Source organism: Kitasatospora sp. NBC_01266, assembly GCF_036242395.1.
Lineage (GTDB): Bacteria > Actinomycetota > Actinomycetes > Streptomycetales > Streptomycetaceae > Kitasatospora.
The window spans coordinates 2,532,148-2,549,256 of the sequence record NZ_CP108458.1; the positions used below are offsets into that span (position 1 = coordinate 2,532,148).

Annotated in this window: 16 protein-coding genes and 2 riboswitches; of the genes, 7 read left to right on the top strand and 9 right to left on the bottom strand. The window is 71.4% G+C overall.

Annotation, left to right across the window (positions count from 1 at the left end; translation table 11 throughout):
• Positions 1–48: 48 nt before the first annotated feature.
• The 6 genes from OG403_RS10615 to OG403_RS10640 form a co-directional block, all read right to left on the bottom strand.
• Positions 49–1,131: a hypothetical protein gene (locus OG403_RS10615; RefSeq protein ID WP_329563491.1), complete on the bottom strand. Its 1,083-nt coding sequence runs from the start codon at positions 1,129–1,131 to the stop codon at positions 49–51.
• 113 nt (positions 1,132–1,244) lie between these two features.
• Complete coding sequence (locus OG403_RS10620) at positions 1,245–2,285, bottom strand: C40 family peptidase (RefSeq protein WP_329563493.1); 1,041 nt, start codon at positions 2,283–2,285, stop codon at positions 1,245–1,247.
• 209 nt (positions 2,286–2,494) lie between these two features.
• Positions 2,495–3,619, bottom strand: coding sequence for an NlpC/P60 family protein (locus tag OG403_RS10625; protein WP_329563494.1), 1,125 nt, complete (start codon positions 3,617–3,619; stop codon positions 2,495–2,497).
• Positions 3,620–3,623: 4 nt separating this feature from the next.
• Positions 3,624–3,774, bottom strand: a riboswitch (cyclic di-AMP (ydaO/yuaA leader).
• Between the two features lie 286 nt (positions 3,775–4,060).
• Complete coding sequence (locus OG403_RS10630; protein WP_329563496.1) at positions 4,061–5,098, bottom strand: C40 family peptidase; 1,038 nt, start codon at positions 5,096–5,098, stop codon at positions 4,061–4,063.
• A gap of 166 nt (positions 5,099–5,264) precedes the next feature.
• A complete protein-coding gene (locus OG403_RS10635) occupies positions 5,265–6,764 on the bottom strand; it encodes an NYN domain-containing protein (protein WP_329563498.1) in 1,500 nt (499 codons plus the stop codon).
• 135 nt (positions 6,765–6,899) lie between these two features.
• On the bottom strand, positions 6,900–7,193 hold the full coding sequence (locus tag OG403_RS10640; protein ID WP_329563500.1) for a hypothetical protein: 294 nt from the start codon (positions 7,191–7,193) through the stop codon (positions 6,900–6,902).
• 236 nt (positions 7,194–7,429) lie between these two features.
• Between OG403_RS10640 and OG403_RS10645 the strand changes: the two genes are divergently transcribed.
• Both OG403_RS10645 and OG403_RS10650 read left to right on the top strand, forming a co-directional pair.
• On the top strand, positions 7,430–8,233 hold the full coding sequence (locus OG403_RS10645; RefSeq protein WP_329563502.1) for a rhomboid family intramembrane serine protease: 804 nt from the start codon (positions 7,430–7,432) through the stop codon (positions 8,231–8,233).
• Positions 8,230–8,511 (top strand): Lrp/AsnC ligand binding domain-containing protein, encoded by a 282-nt coding sequence (locus tag OG403_RS10650; protein WP_329563504.1) that lies wholly within the window; start codon positions 8,230–8,232, stop codon positions 8,509–8,511. The genes OG403_RS10645 and OG403_RS10650 overlap by 4 nt, the downstream gene beginning before the upstream one ends.
• Before the next feature lie 15 nt (positions 8,512–8,526).
• Here OG403_RS10650 and OG403_RS10655 read toward each other — a convergent pair whose 3' ends face one another.
• The 3 genes from OG403_RS10655 to OG403_RS10665 all read right to left on the bottom strand — a co-directional run bounded on the left by OG403_RS10655 (position 8,527) and on the right by OG403_RS10665 (position 11,813).
• Entirely contained in the window at positions 8,527–9,885 is a 1,359-nt protein-coding gene (locus OG403_RS10655) for an aminotransferase class V-fold PLP-dependent enzyme (protein ID WP_329563506.1), read from the bottom strand.
• Positions 9,886–9,935: 50 nt separating this feature from the next.
• A riboswitch (SAM riboswitch) is annotated at positions 9,936–10,055 on the bottom strand.
• A 114-nt stretch (positions 10,056–10,169) separates the two neighbouring features.
• Positions 10,170–11,243 (bottom strand): anthranilate phosphoribosyltransferase, encoded by a 1,074-nt coding sequence (gene trpD, locus OG403_RS10660; protein ID WP_329563508.1) that lies wholly within the window; start codon positions 11,241–11,243, stop codon positions 10,170–10,172.
• 144 nt (positions 11,244–11,387) lie between these two features.
• Positions 11,388–11,813 carry a hypothetical protein gene (locus OG403_RS10665; protein WP_329563510.1) on the bottom strand — a complete coding sequence of 142 codons (426 nt, stop codon included), beginning with the start codon at positions 11,811–11,813 and terminating at the stop codon, positions 11,388–11,390.
• A 465-nt stretch (positions 11,814–12,278) separates the two neighbouring features.
• Between OG403_RS10665 and ctaE the strand changes: the two genes are divergently transcribed.
• The 5 genes from ctaE to OG403_RS10690 all read left to right on the top strand — a co-directional run bounded on the left by ctaE (position 12,279) and on the right by OG403_RS10690 (position 17,100).
• On the top strand, positions 12,279–12,899 hold the full coding sequence (gene ctaE, locus OG403_RS10670; RefSeq protein WP_329563512.1) for an aa3-type cytochrome oxidase subunit III: 621 nt from the start codon (positions 12,279–12,281) through the stop codon (positions 12,897–12,899).
• A 143-nt stretch (positions 12,900–13,042) separates the two neighbouring features.
• On the top strand, positions 13,043–13,852 hold the full coding sequence (qcrC, locus tag OG403_RS10675; RefSeq protein ID WP_329563514.1) for a cytochrome bc1 complex diheme cytochrome c subunit: 810 nt from the start codon (positions 13,043–13,045) through the stop codon (positions 13,850–13,852).
• Positions 13,849–14,937, top strand: coding sequence for a cytochrome bc1 complex Rieske iron-sulfur subunit (gene qcrA, locus OG403_RS10680; protein ID WP_442910898.1), 1,089 nt, complete (start codon positions 13,849–13,851; stop codon positions 14,935–14,937). The genes qcrC and qcrA overlap by 4 nt, the downstream gene beginning before the upstream one ends.
• Positions 14,934–16,589: a cytochrome bc1 complex cytochrome b subunit gene (qcrB, locus tag OG403_RS10685; protein ID WP_329563518.1), complete on the top strand. Its 1,656-nt coding sequence runs from the start codon at positions 14,934–14,936 to the stop codon at positions 16,587–16,589. Before qcrA ends, qcrB begins: the two co-directional genes overlap by 4 nt.
• A 133-nt stretch (positions 16,590–16,722) precedes the next feature.
• Complete coding sequence (locus OG403_RS10690) at positions 16,723–17,100, top strand: GntR family transcriptional regulator (RefSeq protein WP_329563520.1); 378 nt, start codon at positions 16,723–16,725, stop codon at positions 17,098–17,100.
• Positions 17,101–17,109 lie beyond the last annotated feature (9 nt).

The window sequence follows — 17,109 nt, forward strand, 5'->3', positions numbered from 1 at the left end:
CAGGCGCGTGCCAGGCCGGGTTCGGGTTCGGCTGGTTCGGCCGGGCGCTCAGGAGCTGCCCGGCCCGACCTGGCGGACCACGTCGGCGATCCAGCGCCTGGTGAACTCCGCCAGCCCGTACCCCAGCCGCCGGCCGAGGATCAGGTCCAACTGCTGGTCCCGGCCGGCGCCGGGGCCGGCCGCGCCGACCGCCCGGTAGACGTCGACCAGGGCCTGCTGCCCGTGCTCGGCGGCGATCAGCGAGCAGGCCAGCCAGGAGAGTTCGTAGGCCTGGGCGATCGCGGTGGAGCCGGCCTTGAAGTCGGCATCGGTGGGCAGCGCGGTGGGCAGTTTGCCGGCGGCCACGTCCTGGGTCAGCTCCGGGGCGATCTGCCGGGCGGTGTGCCCGGTGTTCAGGTAGCCCGTGTAGTCGGCCACGCCCTCGGAGAGCCAGAGCGGGGTCCACGGGTGGGTGTCGGCCCGGGTGGCGACATGGGTGGACTCGTGGGTGATCACCACGTGCTTGCCGAACGCGCTGAGCCGGCGGTACGCGTCGGGGTTGACCAGCACCCGGTCGGCGGGGGTGCGCACCGGCGCGGCGGGGGCCGCGACGGTGACCGCGGCGATGTCCGAGTAGCTGCTCGGATCGGCCCCCAGCAGCTGGGTGAACTGCGCCGCGGTGGTGGGCAGCTGGAGCACCAGCCGACCCGGCCACCCGCCGCCCCAGACCGCGCTGACGGCGGGCACCGCCTGGTCCCCCAGCCCGGCCAGCTCGGTCAGCAGACCGGGCGTGGCCGGCCCGAGCACCACGCAGTGCGCCCCGCGCACCGGCGTGGGGTCGCCCAGGTCCCAGGGCGCGGCCGGGCTGCCCGGGGCGGCGCTCTCACCGCTCACCGCGCCGCCGGCCAGGGTGAGCCGGCGGCGCAGCACCACCGGGTAGTCGTCGAAGCCGTCCAGCCGGTAGGAGAGCTCGGCGCTCACCGTGCGGGCGTCCCACGAGGTCGGGCGGTAGTCCAGCTGGGCCAGCCGCAGCGCGGCCAGCTCACCGGTGCGCAGCGCCTGGGCGTGCGCGGCCAGCAGCGCCGTCGGCTGCCCGGCACCCGGCGTACCGAGCGGGGCCGCGCCGGTGGGCACGGCGGCCCGGGCGGGCACCGCGCGGGGCAGCGAGAGCTGGGCCAGCCCGCCGGCCGCCAGCAGCAGCGCGGTGCGCCGGGAGAGCCCGCCGCCACCGGCGGGCTCTCCCGGCGCGCTGGGCGATCGGGCGCTCAGACCCGCACCACCGCCGCCACCGGCATCGCCGCGACGTTCTCGTAGCGCACCCGGGCCCCGGGGTACGGGGCATGGATCACCGTGCCACCGCCGACGTACATGCCGACATGGTGCATGTCGTGAAAGAAGATCACCAAGTCTCCCGGTCGCGCCTCGGCCAGGCTGATCCGCTGCCCCCCGAACGCCTGCGCCTGCGAGGTGCGGGGCAGGCTCACTCCCGCCTGCCGCCAGCTCCAGTACATCAGACCCGAGCAGTCGAAGCTGCCGGGCCCGGTGGATCCGTAGACGTACGGGGAGCCGAGCTTGCTCAGCGCCGCGGCCACCGCGACCGCCGCCCGGTCCGAGGCGGGCGGCTGGTTGCCCAGATCCACCCGCTCCGCCCCGCGCGCGGCCCGCTCGTTCGCCTCCCGGGCGTCCTGCGCGAGCAGCTGGTCCCGCTCGGCGGCGGAGAGGCTGTCGAGCAGCGCCTGGGCGCTCTTCAGCCGCTGCTGCACCTGCTGCTTGCTCTTCGCCAGGGTGCTGCGCACGGTCTCCAGTTCGGCCAGCTTGGCGCCGGCCTCGCTGCGCCGCTGGTCGAGCCGGTGCTGCTGCTCCAGCACCTCATGGAGCGTGGCGACCTGCTGGCGGCCCGCCTCGGCCAGACTGCGCGCCTTGAGCAGGTAGCCCGCCGGATCGGAGGAGAGCATCAGTTGAACGCTCGGGTCCATCCCGCCCGAGCGGTACTCGGCCGCGGCCACCGTGGCCAGGTCCGACCGCATCCGGTTGAGCGTGTCCTGCCCCTGTGCCACCTGCGCCTGCAGCGCGCTGCTCTCGGCCTGCAGCCGCTTGACGTCCTCCTCTGCCGCGTTGGACTTCTCCGAGGCCTGCTCGGCCTCCGTGTAGAGCTGGTCGACCTGCGACTTGACGTCGTTCTTGTCCGGCTTGGCCGGTGCGCCCTGGGCGCTGGCCGTCATCGCCAGCGCGGTGGTCGCGGCAGCGGTGACCGCCAGCACCCGGGCGAACCGGCGCGCGGTGCCCGACGGGGGTGTAATCGCCATCGCCTGACGACTCCAATCGCCGTGAGGGCTCGGGGAGAGCCCTCGGAGGAGCTGAGGTCCGAGCGCAGACGTTAGCGAGTCAGGACGGATGAGTCCAAACCCTCACCGATACGAATATTTGATCCACAATCGGACAGCAGAACGGCGAAGGCCCGGCCTCCACGCGGGAGGCCGGGCCGAAGTGACGCTTCACCAGGAACGTCAGGACATCAGGGGCGGACGATCGCATCGATCGTCATCACGGTGGCCGACTCGTACTTGACGTTCTCACCGGCGCGCGGCGCGTGGATCATCACGCCGTTGCCGATGTACATGCCGACGTGGCCGTAGTTGTTGAAGATGAGCAGGTCGCCCGGCTGCGCGTTGGCGATGTTGGTGCCCTCGTTGGTGCCGATCGCGGCCTGCTCCTGGGAGGTGCGCGGCAGCGCGACACCGGCCTGCGCGTAGGCCCACTGCATCAGGCCCGAGCAGTCGAACTCGGAGGGACCCGTCGAACCGTAGTGGTACGGCGAGCCGAGCTTGCTCACGGCGGCGGCGATCGCCGCGGCGGCGGCCGAGTTGCCGGTGGTCGGCGCGGCCGGGGGCGTCGCGGTGCTGCCGAGGGGGGTGCGGGCCGAGCCGCGCGAGGCGGCGCTCTGCGACTGCGCCGCGGCGGCGGCCTGCGCCTGGGCCTGCTGGGCGGCGGCCTTCGCCTGCGCGTCGGCCTGCGCCTGCTGGGCGGCCATCTGCTGGCGCTGCTGCTCGGTGAGCGAGTTGAGCAGGTTCTGGGCCTGCTGAAGCTTGGCCTGGATGGTGTCCTTGGCGGACTTCAGCTGCTGGGTGGTGGCATCCAGCGCGGCGAGCTTGCTCTGCGTCTCGGTCTTGCTCTGATCGAGCACCTTCTCATCGCTCTGCAGCTCCTTCAGCGTCTCCGCCTGGGTGCTGTTCAGCTGGTTGAGCGCGCTGGCCTGGCCGAGGAAGGTGTCCGGGTGAGCCGAGAGCATCATCTGCACGGTCGGCGATATGCCGTTGTTGGCGTACTCGTCGGCGGCCACCGAGGCCAGCCCCGACTGCAGGTTGGTCACCTGGTCCTGCTGCCGCGCCACCTGGTCCTGCAGGTCGCCGACCTGCTTCTGCAGCGTCTGCTGCTGGGCCTGGGCGCCGTCGTACTGCTGGGTGGCCTGCTCCGCCTGGTTGTTCAAGTCGTCGACCTGGGACTTGACCTGGTCGAGCGAGGGCGCCGGATCGGCGTGCGCCGCGCCCTGCGAGGAGAGGGCCACGGCGGTGGCGGCAGCGGCGGTCAGAATCGACGCGCGGGCACGGCCAACGGGCTTGGGACGACGATGGGACGCCACGAATCCTTCTTCCCTGGGACCGCCTACCGGGTGAGCTGACGGGTTCGGGCTGGAAGACATGCCCTACGACGCCTCACCGGCCTGTGGCCGACCTGGCGCCGATTCACCCCGGAGGAACGTGGTTCCCCGGCTCCGGTCCGCAGCTCCCCAGAAGGGGTTCCCCGTCGGACAGTCAACTGTCCGTGCTGCTTTCCAGACTCGGCGGTAACCCGCGCTGCCACCCCGGTCGGGTGATCTCCATCGCGTGGGTCTGGCTGCCGACCCTAGTAACAAATCTGTGATCCGTTCAAATCCTTGTCGGAAAAACCCGGAAACTTTGACTCTGGGTGCTAGGGAGATCACCAACAGGTGATCAAGTAGTGTGCAGACAAGTGTCCCCCGTCACACCTGGCGGGTGACGGGGGATCAGGAGCGCGGCTCGCGCGGCGGGGCGACGCCGGGTCAGACCCGGCGGATGATGTAGGACTCGCCCATCGTGCTGACCTGAGCGATCCGGACCACGTCACCGGTGTGCGGCGCGTGCACCATCTCGCCGTTGCCGATGTACATGCCCACGTGGTGCCGGTCGCTGCCGAAGATCACCAGGTCGCCCGGCTGGGCGTCGGCCAGGTCCGGCACCGCGGTACCCACCGTGGCCTGCTCCTGGGAGGTGCGCGGCAGCGAGACGCCGGCCTGTGCGTAGGACCACTGCATCAGACCCGAGCAGTCGAAGGTGCTGGGGCCGGTGGCACCCCAGACGTAGGAGTCGCCGAGGCGGCTGAGCGCCTCCTGTACGGCCTGGCCCGCGTAGCCGGCGGCCGGCGGCAGGTTGAGCGTGCTGAGCTGGGCCCGGGCGCTGCCGCGCGAGGCGGGCGCCTCCTGGGCCGCCAACTGGGCACGCTGCGAGGCGCTCAGCGAGTTGAGCAGCTTCTGCGCGGCGGCCAGCTTGGTCTGCACGTCCGACTTGGCCTGGTTCAACTGCGCGGTGGCGGTGTCCAATTCGGCCAGCGTGTCGGCGGCTTCCTTCTTCTCCTGGTCGAGGTTGCGCTCCTCGCCCTGCAGCGACTTCAGCGCGTCGGCCTCGGTGCTGGTCGCCACCTGCATGCTGGAGGCCTGGTCCAGGTAGGTCTGCGGGTTGGAGTTGAGCATCAGCTGGACCGAGGGGTCGATCCCGTCGTTGCGGTACTCGTCCCCGGCCACGGTGTCGAGGCCGCTCTGCAGCTGGGTCACCTGGTCCTGGGTGCGGGCCACCTCGTCCTGCAGCTGCGAGGCCTGCTGGCGCAGCTGGTCGCCGCGCTCTTTGGCGCCGTCGTACTGCTCGGCCGCGGCCTCCTGCTGGTTGTTCAGCGCGTCGATCTGGGCCTTGACCTGATCGACCGAGGGTGCCGGATCAGCCCAGGCCCCGCTCTGCGAGGAGATCGCGACCGCGGTCGCCGCAGCGGCGGTGAGTACGGAGATCCGCACGCGGCTCGACTGCTTGGGACGGCGGTGGGACGGCAAGGGACTGCTCCTTCTTCTACCGGGCTCACCCGATCGGGTGAGTGGCCGGAAAAATAGGTTTGACGCCAGACCCTAGTGAACATCAGATCCTCGCGCCACTCCCCGACTACGACCAACCAGCCTTCACGGCCAGGTGTTCACCGGCTCTTCACCAGTTGAGCGCTGGTCAGCTGCGGGCCAGGCGGTTCAGCAGCAGCACCGAGGCGACCGGGCGCGCCCCCGCCTTGCGCACGCCGTCGGCCACCTCGCGGTCGGCCGAGACCACCACCACCGGGCGGCCCTGCGGCTCGGCCCGCACCAGCTGGCGGATCAGCTCGTCGGCGGTCTGGCCGGTCCGGCTGAACCGCACCCGGACCCCGCGCGGCGGCGCCATGATCACCGGCACGTCCAGGTCCTGCCCGTCGAAGACGCAGGTCACCTCGGCCTGGGTGCGCTGCGCGAGCATCGCCAGGCCGCCCAGCAGCCGCAGCCGCTGCTGCTCCAGCGGCAGCGTGGGATAGCCGGTCTTGGTCACGTTGTAGCCGTCCACCACCAGGTGCACCTGCGGGATCGCCAGCAGCTGGTCGAGCAGCGCCGGGTCGTCCTCGGCCAGTCCGCGCCGGGCCACATCGTGCGGCGAGGCCGAGCCGGGGACCACCGCGTCCACCAGGTCGGCCGGGTGCAGCTGGGTGACCGGCAGCGCCAGTTCACGCTGCAGCCCCTGGGCCGACTGCAGCACGGTGTCGAGCAGCAGCCGCAGCCGCATGTCCTCCACGCTGCGGCCCTCACGCGCCGAGCGGCGCCCGGCCTCCAGGGCGGTCTCCAGCTCGGCCACCCGATGCTTCAGCCGCCGGTTCTCGCTCTCCGCGGCGCCGCGCTCGACGGTCGCGGCAGCGGCGGCGGCGGTCAGTTCGGCCTGCAGCTTGCGGGTCTCGGCCTGGGCGCGGCGGGTGTCGCTCTCCAGTCCGCGCAGCTTCTTGCGCAGCGTCTCCAGCTCCTTGCGGGTGCCCTCGGCCTCCGCGCGCTGGCGCTCCAGGTCGGCCCGGGCCGCGAGGCGGGTGGCGGCCAGCTCCTCCTGGAGCTTCTCCACCAGCCGGGCCGCCTCGGCGGCGGCGTCCTCGGCACCGGCCCGCTCGGCCTGCTCGCCGGCCTCGGCGACCAGCCGGGTCCAGCCGCGGGTGCGCAGCAGGTAGGCGGCGGCGGCCACGTCCAGCGGCTCGGCCGCGCCCGGCACCTGGCCCGCCTCCAGCGCCTTCACCAGGTCGGGCTGGCCCAGCCGCAGCCGGTCCGCTATCCGCAGCCGGAAGACCGGCTCGGCCTCCAGCGCGGCGGCCAGCGCGGTGCCCGCGTACTTGGCCCGGCGGGCCGGGGTGAACTTGGCGTACGGGCGCAGTGAGGCCGGCAGATCGGTGAGCGGCAGGCCGCCGAGCGCGTCGGCGGCCAGGCCCACCACGCGCCGGCGCACGCCCTCGGGCAGCGGGCGGTCCAGCTGCTCGGCGGGCGGTTCCTGCTCCTCGCCCTGGTCCTCGCCCTGGTCCCCGGCCTCAAGCGCTTCGTCAGCCTTGCCGACCTCAACGGCCTCGCCGGACGGCTCCACGGCGCTGTCGGCGGACGTCGCGGACGCGGCCGGTTCGCCGGCAGCGGGCAGCGGCCCCTGCGGCTCAGCGGCCTGGCTGGCTGCGTCCATCGCGTCCTCGGCTCCGATCATGGTCTGCGCGGCTGCCCCGGCCCAGGCCCGGGGCGCCCCGACTCACCGCCCGGTGACTCTCACCGCTCGGTGCAATTGTCGCGTGCGCGGCGGCTGTTTTTCAGCAGCGCCTGCTCAGCCCGTCTGCTCGGCCCCGTGCTCGGCAGACTCCGCAGCGGGCTCGGCACCGGGCTCCTCGGCATCCGGGCGGGCCACCAGCTCGACCTGGTCGACCGCGTTGCACCAGCGGCAGCGGATCGACTCCAGCGTCTCGCTGAGCACCTCGGCCTCCTCGACCTTGGGGTCACCGGCCAGGTCCAGGTGCAGGTACTCGACCACGCGGGAGGACCGGGTCACGTCGAACCGGGTCAGGTTGCCACAGAGCGTGCAGCGCCAGCGGGTCTCGGCGGTGGGCACGGGGACGGGCATGAGCGTGGTCCTCTCGGCTGGTACCTGGTCCGGTCCGTGTGCCGGCCAGGTCTCAAGCCTAGGGCCTGACGCTGGGACGGCGGGCACCGGATACCGGTTCCCATCAGCCCTCCGGCCTGCTCGAACGCCTGCACGCACAACCCGTACGCGTGCCCGCACGCGCACTCGCCCGCCCGCTCACCCACTCGCCGTACACGACGGTGTCACGACCGCACCGGCGCGGAATGGATGCGCCCATGGCAGACCAGCGCCACGACGGACCGACCCCGCTCGTCAGCTACCTCCTGATCGCGCTCAACTGCCTGGTGTTCCTGGCCGGCCCGAGCGGGATCAACCCCGCCTACGGCTCGAGTGCGCCCGCGCGCGCCTGCGCCGCGCAGCACTACCAGCAGCGTTGGGGCGCGATCCCGGCCGAGCTGCTGAGCAACCGTCCGCTGACCGCCGCTCAGCTGGCCGGCCTCACTCCCCCGCTGCCCGGCTGCCCGCTGCTCGCCACCCCGCACAAGGTGCCCGCGCTCTCCGCGCTCAGCTCGCTCTTCGTGCACGGCGGCTGGCTGCACCTGCTGGGCAACATGCTCTTCCTCTATGTCTTCGGCGCGGGCGTCGAGGAGCGGCTGGGCCGGCTGCGCTTCCTCCTCTTCTATCTGGCCGTCGGCGTGCTGGCCAACTACGGCTACGCGGCCCTCGGCGGGCACGGCCCCGAGTCGCTGCGCCCGCTGGTCGGCGCCTCCGGGGCGATCTCCGGGGTGCTCGGCGGCTACCTGCGCCTCTATCCGCGGGCCCGGGTGACCACGCTGGTCCCGGCCCTGCTCTTCCTGCCACTGCGGCTGCCGGCCTGGCTGGTGCTCGGCCTCTGGTTCGCCGTCCAGTGGTGGTCGCTGCGCCAGGCCGGCGGCGGGGTCGCCTACCTGGCCCATGTGATCGGTTTCAGCGCCGGGTTCCTGGCGCTGTGGGTGGCGGCCCGACGTGCCGGATACGCTGGCCCCACCGTTCCCCAGCCTCCGGCCGGGGGGACCCCCATCCCAGGAGCCCAGCCGTGATCACCGCCATCGTGCTCATCAAGACCAGCGTCGACCAGATCCCCGAGATCGCCGAGGCCATCGCCGCGATCGAGGGCGTGAGCGAGGTCTACTCGGTGACCGGCGGGTACGACCTGGTCGCCATGGTGCGGGTGCGCCGCCACGACGACCTGGCCGAGGTGATCCCCGGCCGGCTCAACAAGGTGCCGGGGGTCGCCCACACCGAGACCCAGATCGCCTTCCGCACCTACTCGCAGCACGACCTGGAAGCCGCCTTCGCGCTCGGTCTGGACGGCTGACGAGCCGTCGGCCGGTCAGCGCCGGGTGTCGGCGACGCAGCGCCCGCCCTCGTTGCGGTAGTTCCACCGCGCGCCGTCGCTGACCAGCTCGCGCACCGCGCCCAGGAAGCGGTCGATGTGCTCCTCGGGCGTGCCCGCCCCGAAGCTGACCCGGATCGCGTTCAGGCTGCGCTCCCCCGGCAGCGAGGGCTCCGGCGCCCCGCACTCGGAAGGTCCTGCCTCTTCCCCCCCGAGCAGCGTGCGCACCAGCGGGTGCGCGCAGAACAGCCCGTCGCGCACCCCGATCCCGTACTCGGCCGAGAGCGCCGCCGAGAAGTGCGAGCTGTTCCAGCCCTCCACCACGAAGGAGAGCACGCCGACCCGGGCCGCCTCGGCACCGAACAGGCTGAGCACCTTGACCTGGGGGATCTCGGCCAGGCCCGCCGTCAGCCGGTCGATCAGGTACCGCTCGCGGGCCTCCAGCGCCTCGAAGCCGGCCTCGGTCAGCGCCCGGCAGGCCGCCGCGACGGCGTAGGCGCCGATCACGTTCGGCGAGCCGGCCTCGTGCCGGGCCGGTCCCTGGTGCCACTCGACGGCCACCGAGCCGTCCGCTTCCCGGGCCACGGTGCGCGAGGCACCGCCGCCGGCCAGGTAGGGCGCGGCGGCGTCCAGCCAGTCGCTGCGGCCGGCCAGCACGCCCGCGCCGAACGGGGCGTAGAGCTTGTGACCGGAGAAGGCGACCCAGTCCACGTCCAGCTCGCGCACCGAGACCCGGTGGTGCGGGGCCAGCTGCGCGGCGTCCAGCACCACCCGGGCGCCGTACCGGTGCGCGACCCGGGTCAGCTCGGCCACCGGCCACAGCTCACCGGTGACGTTGGAGGCGCCGGTGACGCAGAGCAGTCGCGGCCCCTCGGGGAACTGCGCGAGCGCCTCGGCCAGCGCGGCCACCGCCTGCTCGGGGGAGCGCGGCGCCCGCAGGTAACTGACCGGCAGCCCGGCCTGCGCCCAGGGCAGCAGCGAGGCGTGGTGCTCGGTCTCGAAGGCGAACACCCGGGTGCCCGCCGGCAGCGCGCCGGCCAGCAGGTTGAGCGAGTCGGTGGTGGCCCGGGTGAAGACCACCTGGTCGCCCTCCCGCAGCTCGAGGAAGTCGGCGACGGTGCGCCGGCTCTGCTCGAACAGGTCGGTGGAGAGCTGCGAGAGGTAGCCGGCACCGCGGTGCACGCTGCCGTAGTACGGCGCGTAGGCGGCCACCTCGTCCCAGACCCGCTGCAGGGCGGGGGCGCTGGCCGCGTAGTCGAGCGCGGCGTAGCCGACCTTCTCGCCGGAGACCAGCGGGACCTGGACGTCGGCACCGAGCACGGCGAGGGGGGCGCAGAGGTCAACGGAGGTGGACATACGGATGCACTCCTTCGGGGTCAGGACCCCGGGAGTGTGAAGACACCGGTGGTCCGCGCTTGCCGTGCGGACCTGTCGCCGCCTGGCCTGGTCTTCACCCAGGGCACCCCGCCACGGACGGAGGGTTGCCGGACAGCAAGCTGGGGCTTGTCGCGCTGTCACTCATGACCTGGCGAAGACTGTAGATCAGCGCCCGAACCGTGGTCAAACACCCTTCCAGCATGCGGACAGCGAAAGACCCGTGGGCGCCAACGGCCCACGGGTCCGGAACAGGTGACGGAGGATCAGCGCCCGGTGGCCTCGGCCCAGCGCTTGAGGGTGTCCTGTGCCTCGCCGGAGTCGATCGCGGCGGCGGTGCGCACCATCGCGGCGGCCAGCTGCTCGACCAGCGGGGCCTCGGTCAGCTCGAGCGCGACCAGCGCCGCCGCCGAGTTCAGCACCACCGCGTCGCGCACCGCGCCGCGCTCCCCGGCCAGCAGCCGCCGGGCCACGTCGGCGTTGTACTCGGCGTCCGCTCCGCGCAGCGCCTCGATGCCGACCAGCTCGATGCCGAGCTCGCGCGGGTCGAGCACGGTCTCGGTGACCGCGCCCTGCCGCACCAGCCAGACCCGCGAGGTGGTGCAGACGGTCAGCTCGTCCAGCCCGTCGTCACCGCGGAAGACCAGCGCGGTGGAGCCGCGCTCGGCCAGCACCCCGGCGATCAGGCCCGCCAGCCGGGTGTCGAAGCAGCCGACCGCGTGCGCGGTGACGTGGGCCGGGTTGGTCAGCGGCCCGAGGATGTTGAAGGCGGTGGCCACCCCGAGGTCGCGGCGGGCCGGGGCGGCGTGCCGCATCGCGGGGTGGAACTTGGCCGCGAAGCAGAAGGTGAGGCCGACCTCCTCGGCCACCTCGGCCACTCGGCGCGCGCTCAGGTCCAGCTTGATCCCGAGCCGCTCCAGCACGTCGGAGGAGCCGCTGGCCGAGGAGGCGGCCCGGTTGCCGTGCTTGACCACCTTGGCGCCGGCCGCCGCCGCGACGATGGCCGACATGGTGGAGATGTTGACGGTCTTGGCCCGGTCGCCGCCGGTGCCGACGATGTCCACCGCCGGCCCGGGGATGTGCAGCGGCTCGGCGTGCGCGTACATCGCCTCGACCAGCCCGGCGACCTCGGCCACCGTCTCGCCCTTGGCCCGCAGCGCCACCATGAATCCGGCCACCTGCACCGGGCTGGCCTCACCGCTCATGATCCGGTCCATCGCCCAGGCGGCGTCCGCCCGGGACAGGTCACCGCCGTCCAGCAGGGTGCTCAGCAGGTCGGGCCAGGTGCGGACCACCTGCGCGGGGTCCGCACCGCCGTTCGCAGGGTTCACATTCACCATGGCCTACTCCAGCTCGCATGCTCGTTACGGAGGGATGCGGCCAGCCTAGCGACCGGCGAAGGGCCGCCACGGCATCCGCGGCGGCCCTTCTCTCCTGCTGAGACGGCCGCCCCGCCCGGGGCGGCCCTCCGTCCAGCCCGGCTGTCAGCGTGCGAGGCTGCGCGCGCCGAGCCGGGCCCGCAGCAGCTTGGCCACCGCCTCGGCGAGCGCGACCGGGTCCACCGGCTGGGAGATCGCCGCGTCCGCCCGGCTCCAGGCGGCCAGCCAGCTGTCCTGCGGCCGGCCGATCAGCACCAGCACCGGCGGGCAGCCGTAGATCTCGTCCTTCACCTGCCGGGCCAGCCCCAGGCCGCCGGCCGGCACCGCCTCGCCGTCGAAGACGCAGAGGTCCACGCCGCCCTTCTCCAGCGCCCGGAGTACGGCCGGCACGGTGGCGCACTCCAGATAGTCGACCTCCGGCAGGTCGGCGGCCGGACGGCGGCCGAGCGCCGAGGTGACCTGCGCCCGGGTGTTGCGGTCATCGCTGTAGACGAGAACGGTGAGCGTCTCGTCACTCGTGTGCGTCGCCATCGACCTGCTCCCATGTGATCCAGACCACGTCCAGCACGGTGGATGCTACTCCCGATCAACCGCCGCGGAGGGCGACTGGCGCGATCTCTTCCGGATCGGCGCGACATCGACGGCGGTATCGACTCCGGGCGAGTCCGGCGTCAGCCCCGGTCCGAAGATCACCCCGGCAGCCACCGGGCCATCACCCGAGCGGGCGAGGACGCGTCACCCTCGGCGGTACAGTCCACTCGGACGGCCCAGAGCGCTACCGCACCCGCACTCCGTCCGCCGTCAGGACGCGCCGCGCGAACGGGTGGTCAGACCGGACGCGCCGTCAGAAAAGTCCGATCGGCGCGACGAAAGCCCTCGTCAGCGGACGCACGCCGGGTACGCACGGCCCGCCGCGCAGCCATCCGGGCATACCGCACGCACCGGACACTCCGAGGGAGACCCCCCGGCGTGAAGACGGAATAAGGGACCGACATAATGTCGGTCGTGGCGACAGCAACAGCAGTAGAAACCGGGCACGCACATGGATCGGTCAACCGACCGAACATGACCAGCGTCGGAACCATCGTCTGGCTGAGTTCCGAGCTGATGTTCTTCGCGGCCCTCTTCGCGATGTACTTCACGGCACGATCCGTGATGGGGCCAGGCTTCTGGGCGTCGAAGGCTCATGCCCTCAACGTTCCTTTTTCCTCCGGGAACACCACGATCCTGGTGCTCTCCTCGCTCACCTGTCAGCTCGGCGTCTTCGCCGCCGAGCGCGGTGACGTCAAGAAGCTCCGCACGTGGTTCTCGATCACCTTCGTGATGGGCGCGATCTTCATCGGCGGCCAGATCTACGAGTACACCAACCTGGTGAAGCACGACGGCATCTCGCTGTCGTCCGACCCTTACGGTTCGGTGTTCTACCTCACCACCGGCTTCCACGGGCTCCACGTGACGGGCGGTCTGATCGCCTTCCTGCTGGTGCTGGGGCGGACCTACGCAGCCAAGCGGTTCACGCATGAGCAGGCCACCGCGGCGATCGTCGTGTCGTACTACTGGCACTTCGTCGACGTGGTCTGGATCGGCCTCTTCGCGACCATCTACCTGATCAAGTAACCGATCAGGTCGCTGGCCGCCGGCCGGACCCGTATGCCCTCACCGGCGCCGGGTCCTTTGCCCGTGCCCACGCCAGGCCGATGCTCCGCGCACCGGGCCTCCACCAGCCGACCAGATCCTGATCCTGACACCGGGGTTATTCCGTGAAAAAGCTCTCCGCACGACGGCGCCACCCGCTGGCGGCGCTGGTCGTCCTACTCTTCGCCCTCGCGGCCACCGGGGGGCTGTATGCCGTGTTCGCGCCCGCCGAGGCGGCCAAGGCCGACAGCTCCGCGCAGTCGCTCCAGATCGATGAGGGCAAGCGCCTCTTCGCTGTTGGCTGCTCCTCATGCCACGGCCTGAACGGTGAGGGCAGCTCCACCGGCCCGAGCCTGGCGGGCGTGGGCTCCGCCGCGGTCGACTTCCAGGTCGGCACCGGCCGGATGCCCGCCCAGCAGCCGGGCGCGCAGGTCCTGAAGAAGCCGAACATCTACAGCCAGGACGACATCGACGCGATGGCCGCCTTCGTCGCTTCGCTGGGCCCCGGCCCGGTGACGCCGACCAAGGACCAGTACACGTCGACCGAGACCGACGCCATCTCCAAGGGTGGCGAGCTGTTCCGTACCAACTGCTCGCAGTGCCACAACTTCGCTGGTGCTGGTGGCGCCCTGACGCAGGGCAAGTTCGCGCCTTCGCTGGAGAACGTCGACGCGAAGCACATCTACGAGGCCATGCAGACCGGCCCGCAGAACATGCCCTCCTTCCCCGACACGACCATGCCGGAGAAGCAGAAGCAGGAGATCGTGGCCTTCGTCCGCTACCAGGCGAACGACGCGCCCAACCCCGGCGGTCTCTCGCTCGGCAGCCTCGGTCCCGTGACCGAGGGTCTGTTCGGCTGGATCTTCGGTCTCGGCGTCCTGATCGCCATCGCGATCTGGGTCGCCGCTCACACCACCAAGGCCAAGAAGTCATGAGCCACGACATGTCAGACGACAAGCTGCCGGCGGACACCGCCGAAGGGCACGGCGAGGTAGCCGCTGCCGACAACCCGTTCGCGGACCCGGGCCTGCCGGCCCACGAGGTGCGCCGGACCGACATCGACGAGCGGGCCGCCAAGCGGGCCGAGCGCCACGTGTCGCTGCTCTTCATCGTGTCGATGCTGGCCACGGTCGGCTTCATCGCCAGCTACGTGAGCATCGACCCGGACAAGATCGTCTACATCTTCCCGCTGGGCCACATCAGCGCGATGAACTTCGCGCTCGGTATGACCCTGGGTGTGGCGCTCTTCTGCATCGGCGCCGGCGCCGTGCACTGGGCGCGCACCCTGATGTCGGACGTCGAGCACCCGGCCGAGCGTCACCCGATCGAGGCTGACGACGAGGTCCGCGCGGACGTCATCGAGCAGTTCAAGACCGGTGCCGGCGAGTCCGGCTTCGGCCGCCGCAAGATGATCCGCAACACCCTGATCGGCTCGATGGCGCTGGTCCCGCTCTCCGGCGTGATGCTGCTGCGCGACCTCGGCCCGCTGCCCGAGAAGTCGCTGGACAGCACCGCCTGGAGCGAGGCCACTCCGGCCATGCCGATCCAGCTGATCAACATGAACACCAACGAGCCGATGAAGGCCGAGGACATCGGGATCGGCTCGCTGACCTTCGCCATGCCGGGCCCCTCGGCCCTGCGCCCGAACGGTCTGCAGGAGTCGGACGAAGACTTCCAGCAGCAGATCGCCAAGGACGCCCTGATGCTGATCCGTATCCAGCCGGAGGACATCAAGGACGCCCAGTCGGCCGCCCTGGGCTTCGAGGGCGTGCTCGCCTACTCCAAGATCTGCACCCACGTCGGTTGCCCGATCTCGCTGTACGAGCAGCAGACCCACCACGCGCTCTGCCCCTGCCACCAGTCGACCTTCGACCTGTCGGACGGCGCTCGCGTCATCTTCGGCCCGGCCGGGCACCCGCTCCCGCAGCTGAAGATCTCCACTGACTCCCTGGGCTACCTGGTCGCCACCGGGGACTTCAGTCACCCCGTCGGCCCGAGCTTCTGGGAGCGCAGCGAATGAGTTCCGCGTCCACCAGCGGGAAGCAGGCCGCGCCGGCCAGCACCCGCGCCAAGCCCGCGAACAAGGCGGAAGCCGCCGCGGACTATCTGGACGGCCGGCTGGGGATCTACTCCCTGGCCAAGGCCAACCTGCGCAAGATCTTCCCGGACCACTGGTCCTTCATGCTCGGTGAGATCTGCCTCTACACCTTCATCATCATCATCCTGACCGGTGTCTACCTCACCCTGTTCTTCAAGCCGAGCATGGGCGAGGTCATCTACAACGGCTCGTACGCGCCGCTGAACGGCATCCGGGTCTCGGAGGCCTACGCCTCGACGCTGGACATCAGCTTCGAGGTCCGCGGTGGTCTGCTGATCCGTCAGATCCACCACTGGGCCGCCATCGTCTTCGTCGCCGCGATGTTCGTGCACATGATGCGCGTCTTCTTCACCGGCGCGTTCCGCAAGCCCCGCGAGATCAACTGGGTCTTCGGCTTCCTGCTGCTCTTCCTGGGCTTCTTCGACGGCTTCCTGGGCTACTCGCTCCCCGATGACCTGCTCTCCGGTACCGGTATCCGGTTCATGGAGGGTGCCATCCTGGCCGTCCCGCTGGTCGGTACCTACATCTCGTTCTTCCTGTTCGGCGGGCAGTTCCCGGGTACCGACATCGTGCCGCGGTTCTTCACGATCCACGTGCTGCTGATCCCGGGCATCATGCTCGGCCTGCTGGTGGCGCACCTGATCCTGGTCTTCTACCACAAGCACACCCAGTGGGCGGGCCCGGGCAAGACCGAGAAGAACGTCGTCGGCATGCCGCTCATGCCGGTCTACATGGCCAAGGCCGGTGGCTTCTTCTTCCTGGTCTTCGGCATCATCGCGGCCATGTCGGCGATCGCCTCGGTCAACCCGGTCTGGGCGTACGGCCCGTACCGGCCCGACCAGGTCTCCACCGACGCCCAGCCCGACTGGTACATGGGCTTCGCCGAGGGTCTGATCCGTGTCATGCCGGGCTGGGAGATCCGGGCCTGGGGCCACACCCTGAACCTGGGTGTCTTCATCCCGCTGATGCTCTTCCCGCTGGTGCTGGCCGCGATCGCCGCCTACCCCTTCATCGAGGGCTGGATCACCGGTGACAAGCGCGAGCACCACATCCTGGACCGGCCGCGCAACGCCCCGGTGCGCACCGGGCTCGGTGCCGCGTGGATCAGCCTCTACCTGGTGCTGCTCACCGGTGGTGGCAACGACCTGCTCGCCACGCACTTCCACCTCTCGCTGAACGACATCACCTACTTCGTCCGGGCGGGTTCGTTCATCGTCCCGGTGGTGGTCTTCTTCATCACCAAGCGCTGGTGCCTCGGCCTGCAGCGTCGTGACAAGGAGAAGGTGCTGCACGGCCGCGAGACCGGCGTCATCAAGCGCCTGCCGCACGGTGAGTTCGTCGAGGTGCACGCCCAGCTCCCGCAGGACAAGCTGCACACGCTCACCGCGCACGAGCAGTACGAGCCGCTGGAGCTGCCGGCCGAGGTCGACGAGAACGGTGTCGCCCGCAAGGTCGGCCTGATCACCAAGACCCGGGCCAAGATCTCCGAGGGCATGTTCGGCGAGGGCAACCAGATCCCCAAGCCGACCGCCGAGGAGCACAAGGAGATCACCAGCGGCCACGGCCACCACTGATCTCCGACTCCTGACATCGCGTCAGCCACCTGAGAGCCCCATCCGGCACCGCCGGACGGGGCTCTTGGCATATGCGGGCACAATAGGTGACACCCTGTCAGCCTGTTGGACGAGGACCGAGGAGAACCACCCCGTGCAGGTGAGCATCGACCACGCCGCCGCCACTCCCCCGTACGAGCAGCTGCGCGCGCAGATCTCCGAGCAGGCCAGGACCGGCGTGCTGCCGGCCGGCCTGAAGCTGCCGACCGTCCGGGCGCTGGCCGAGCAGCTGGGCCTGGCGGCCAACACGGTGGCCCGCGCCTACCGCGAGCTGGAGACGGACGGTGTGGTGGAGACGCACGGCCGGCGGGGCACCCTGGTGGCCGCCACCGGGGACACCGCGCACCGCCTGGCCACCGGCGCGGCGAACGAGTACGCGGCCCGGGCCCGGCGCCTGGGCGTCACCCGAGACGAGGCCCTGGCGGCCGTGAGCGGCGCGCTGGACCTCGTCTACGGGAGTGGGCCCGAGTGATCTCCCCGC

What these genes read in the sequence shown, in the direction of transcription:
- OG403_RS10620 (WP_329563493.1), bottom strand. Translation starts at nt 2,285, where the DNA reads ATGGCGATTACACCCCCGTCGGGCACCGCGCGCCGGTTCGCCCGGGTG.
- OG403_RS10640 (WP_329563500.1), bottom strand. Translation starts at nt 7,193, where the DNA reads ATGCCCGTCCCCGTGCCCACCGCCGAGACCCGCTGGCGCTGCACGCTC.
- OG403_RS10655 (WP_329563506.1), bottom strand. Translation starts at nt 9,885, where the DNA reads ATGTCCACCTCCGTTGACCTCTGCGCCCCCCTCGCCGTGCTCGGTGCC.
- OG403_RS10665 (WP_329563510.1), bottom strand. Translation starts at nt 11,813, where the DNA reads ATGGCGACGCACACGAGTGACGAGACGCTCACCGTTCTCGTCTACAGC.
- OG403_RS10645 (WP_329563502.1), top strand. Translation starts at nt 7,430, where the DNA reads ATGGCAGACCAGCGCCACGACGGACCGACCCCGCTCGTCAGCTACCTC.
- trpD (WP_329563508.1), bottom strand. Translation starts at nt 11,243, where the DNA reads ATGGTGAATGTGAACCCTGCGAACGGCGGTGCGGACCCCGCGCAGGTG.
- qcrA (WP_442910898.1), top strand. Translation starts at nt 13,849, where the DNA reads ATGAGCCACGACATGTCAGACGACAAGCTGCCGGCGGACACCGCCGAA.
- OG403_RS10635 (WP_329563498.1), bottom strand. Translation starts at nt 6,764, where the DNA reads ATGGACGCAGCCAGCCAGGCCGCTGAGCCGCAGGGGCCGCTGCCCGCT.
- qcrB (WP_329563518.1), top strand. Translation starts at nt 14,934, where the DNA reads ATGAGTTCCGCGTCCACCAGCGGGAAGCAGGCCGCGCCGGCCAGCACC.
- ctaE (WP_329563512.1), top strand. Translation starts at nt 12,279, where the DNA reads ATGTCGGTCGTGGCGACAGCAACAGCAGTAGAAACCGGGCACGCACAT.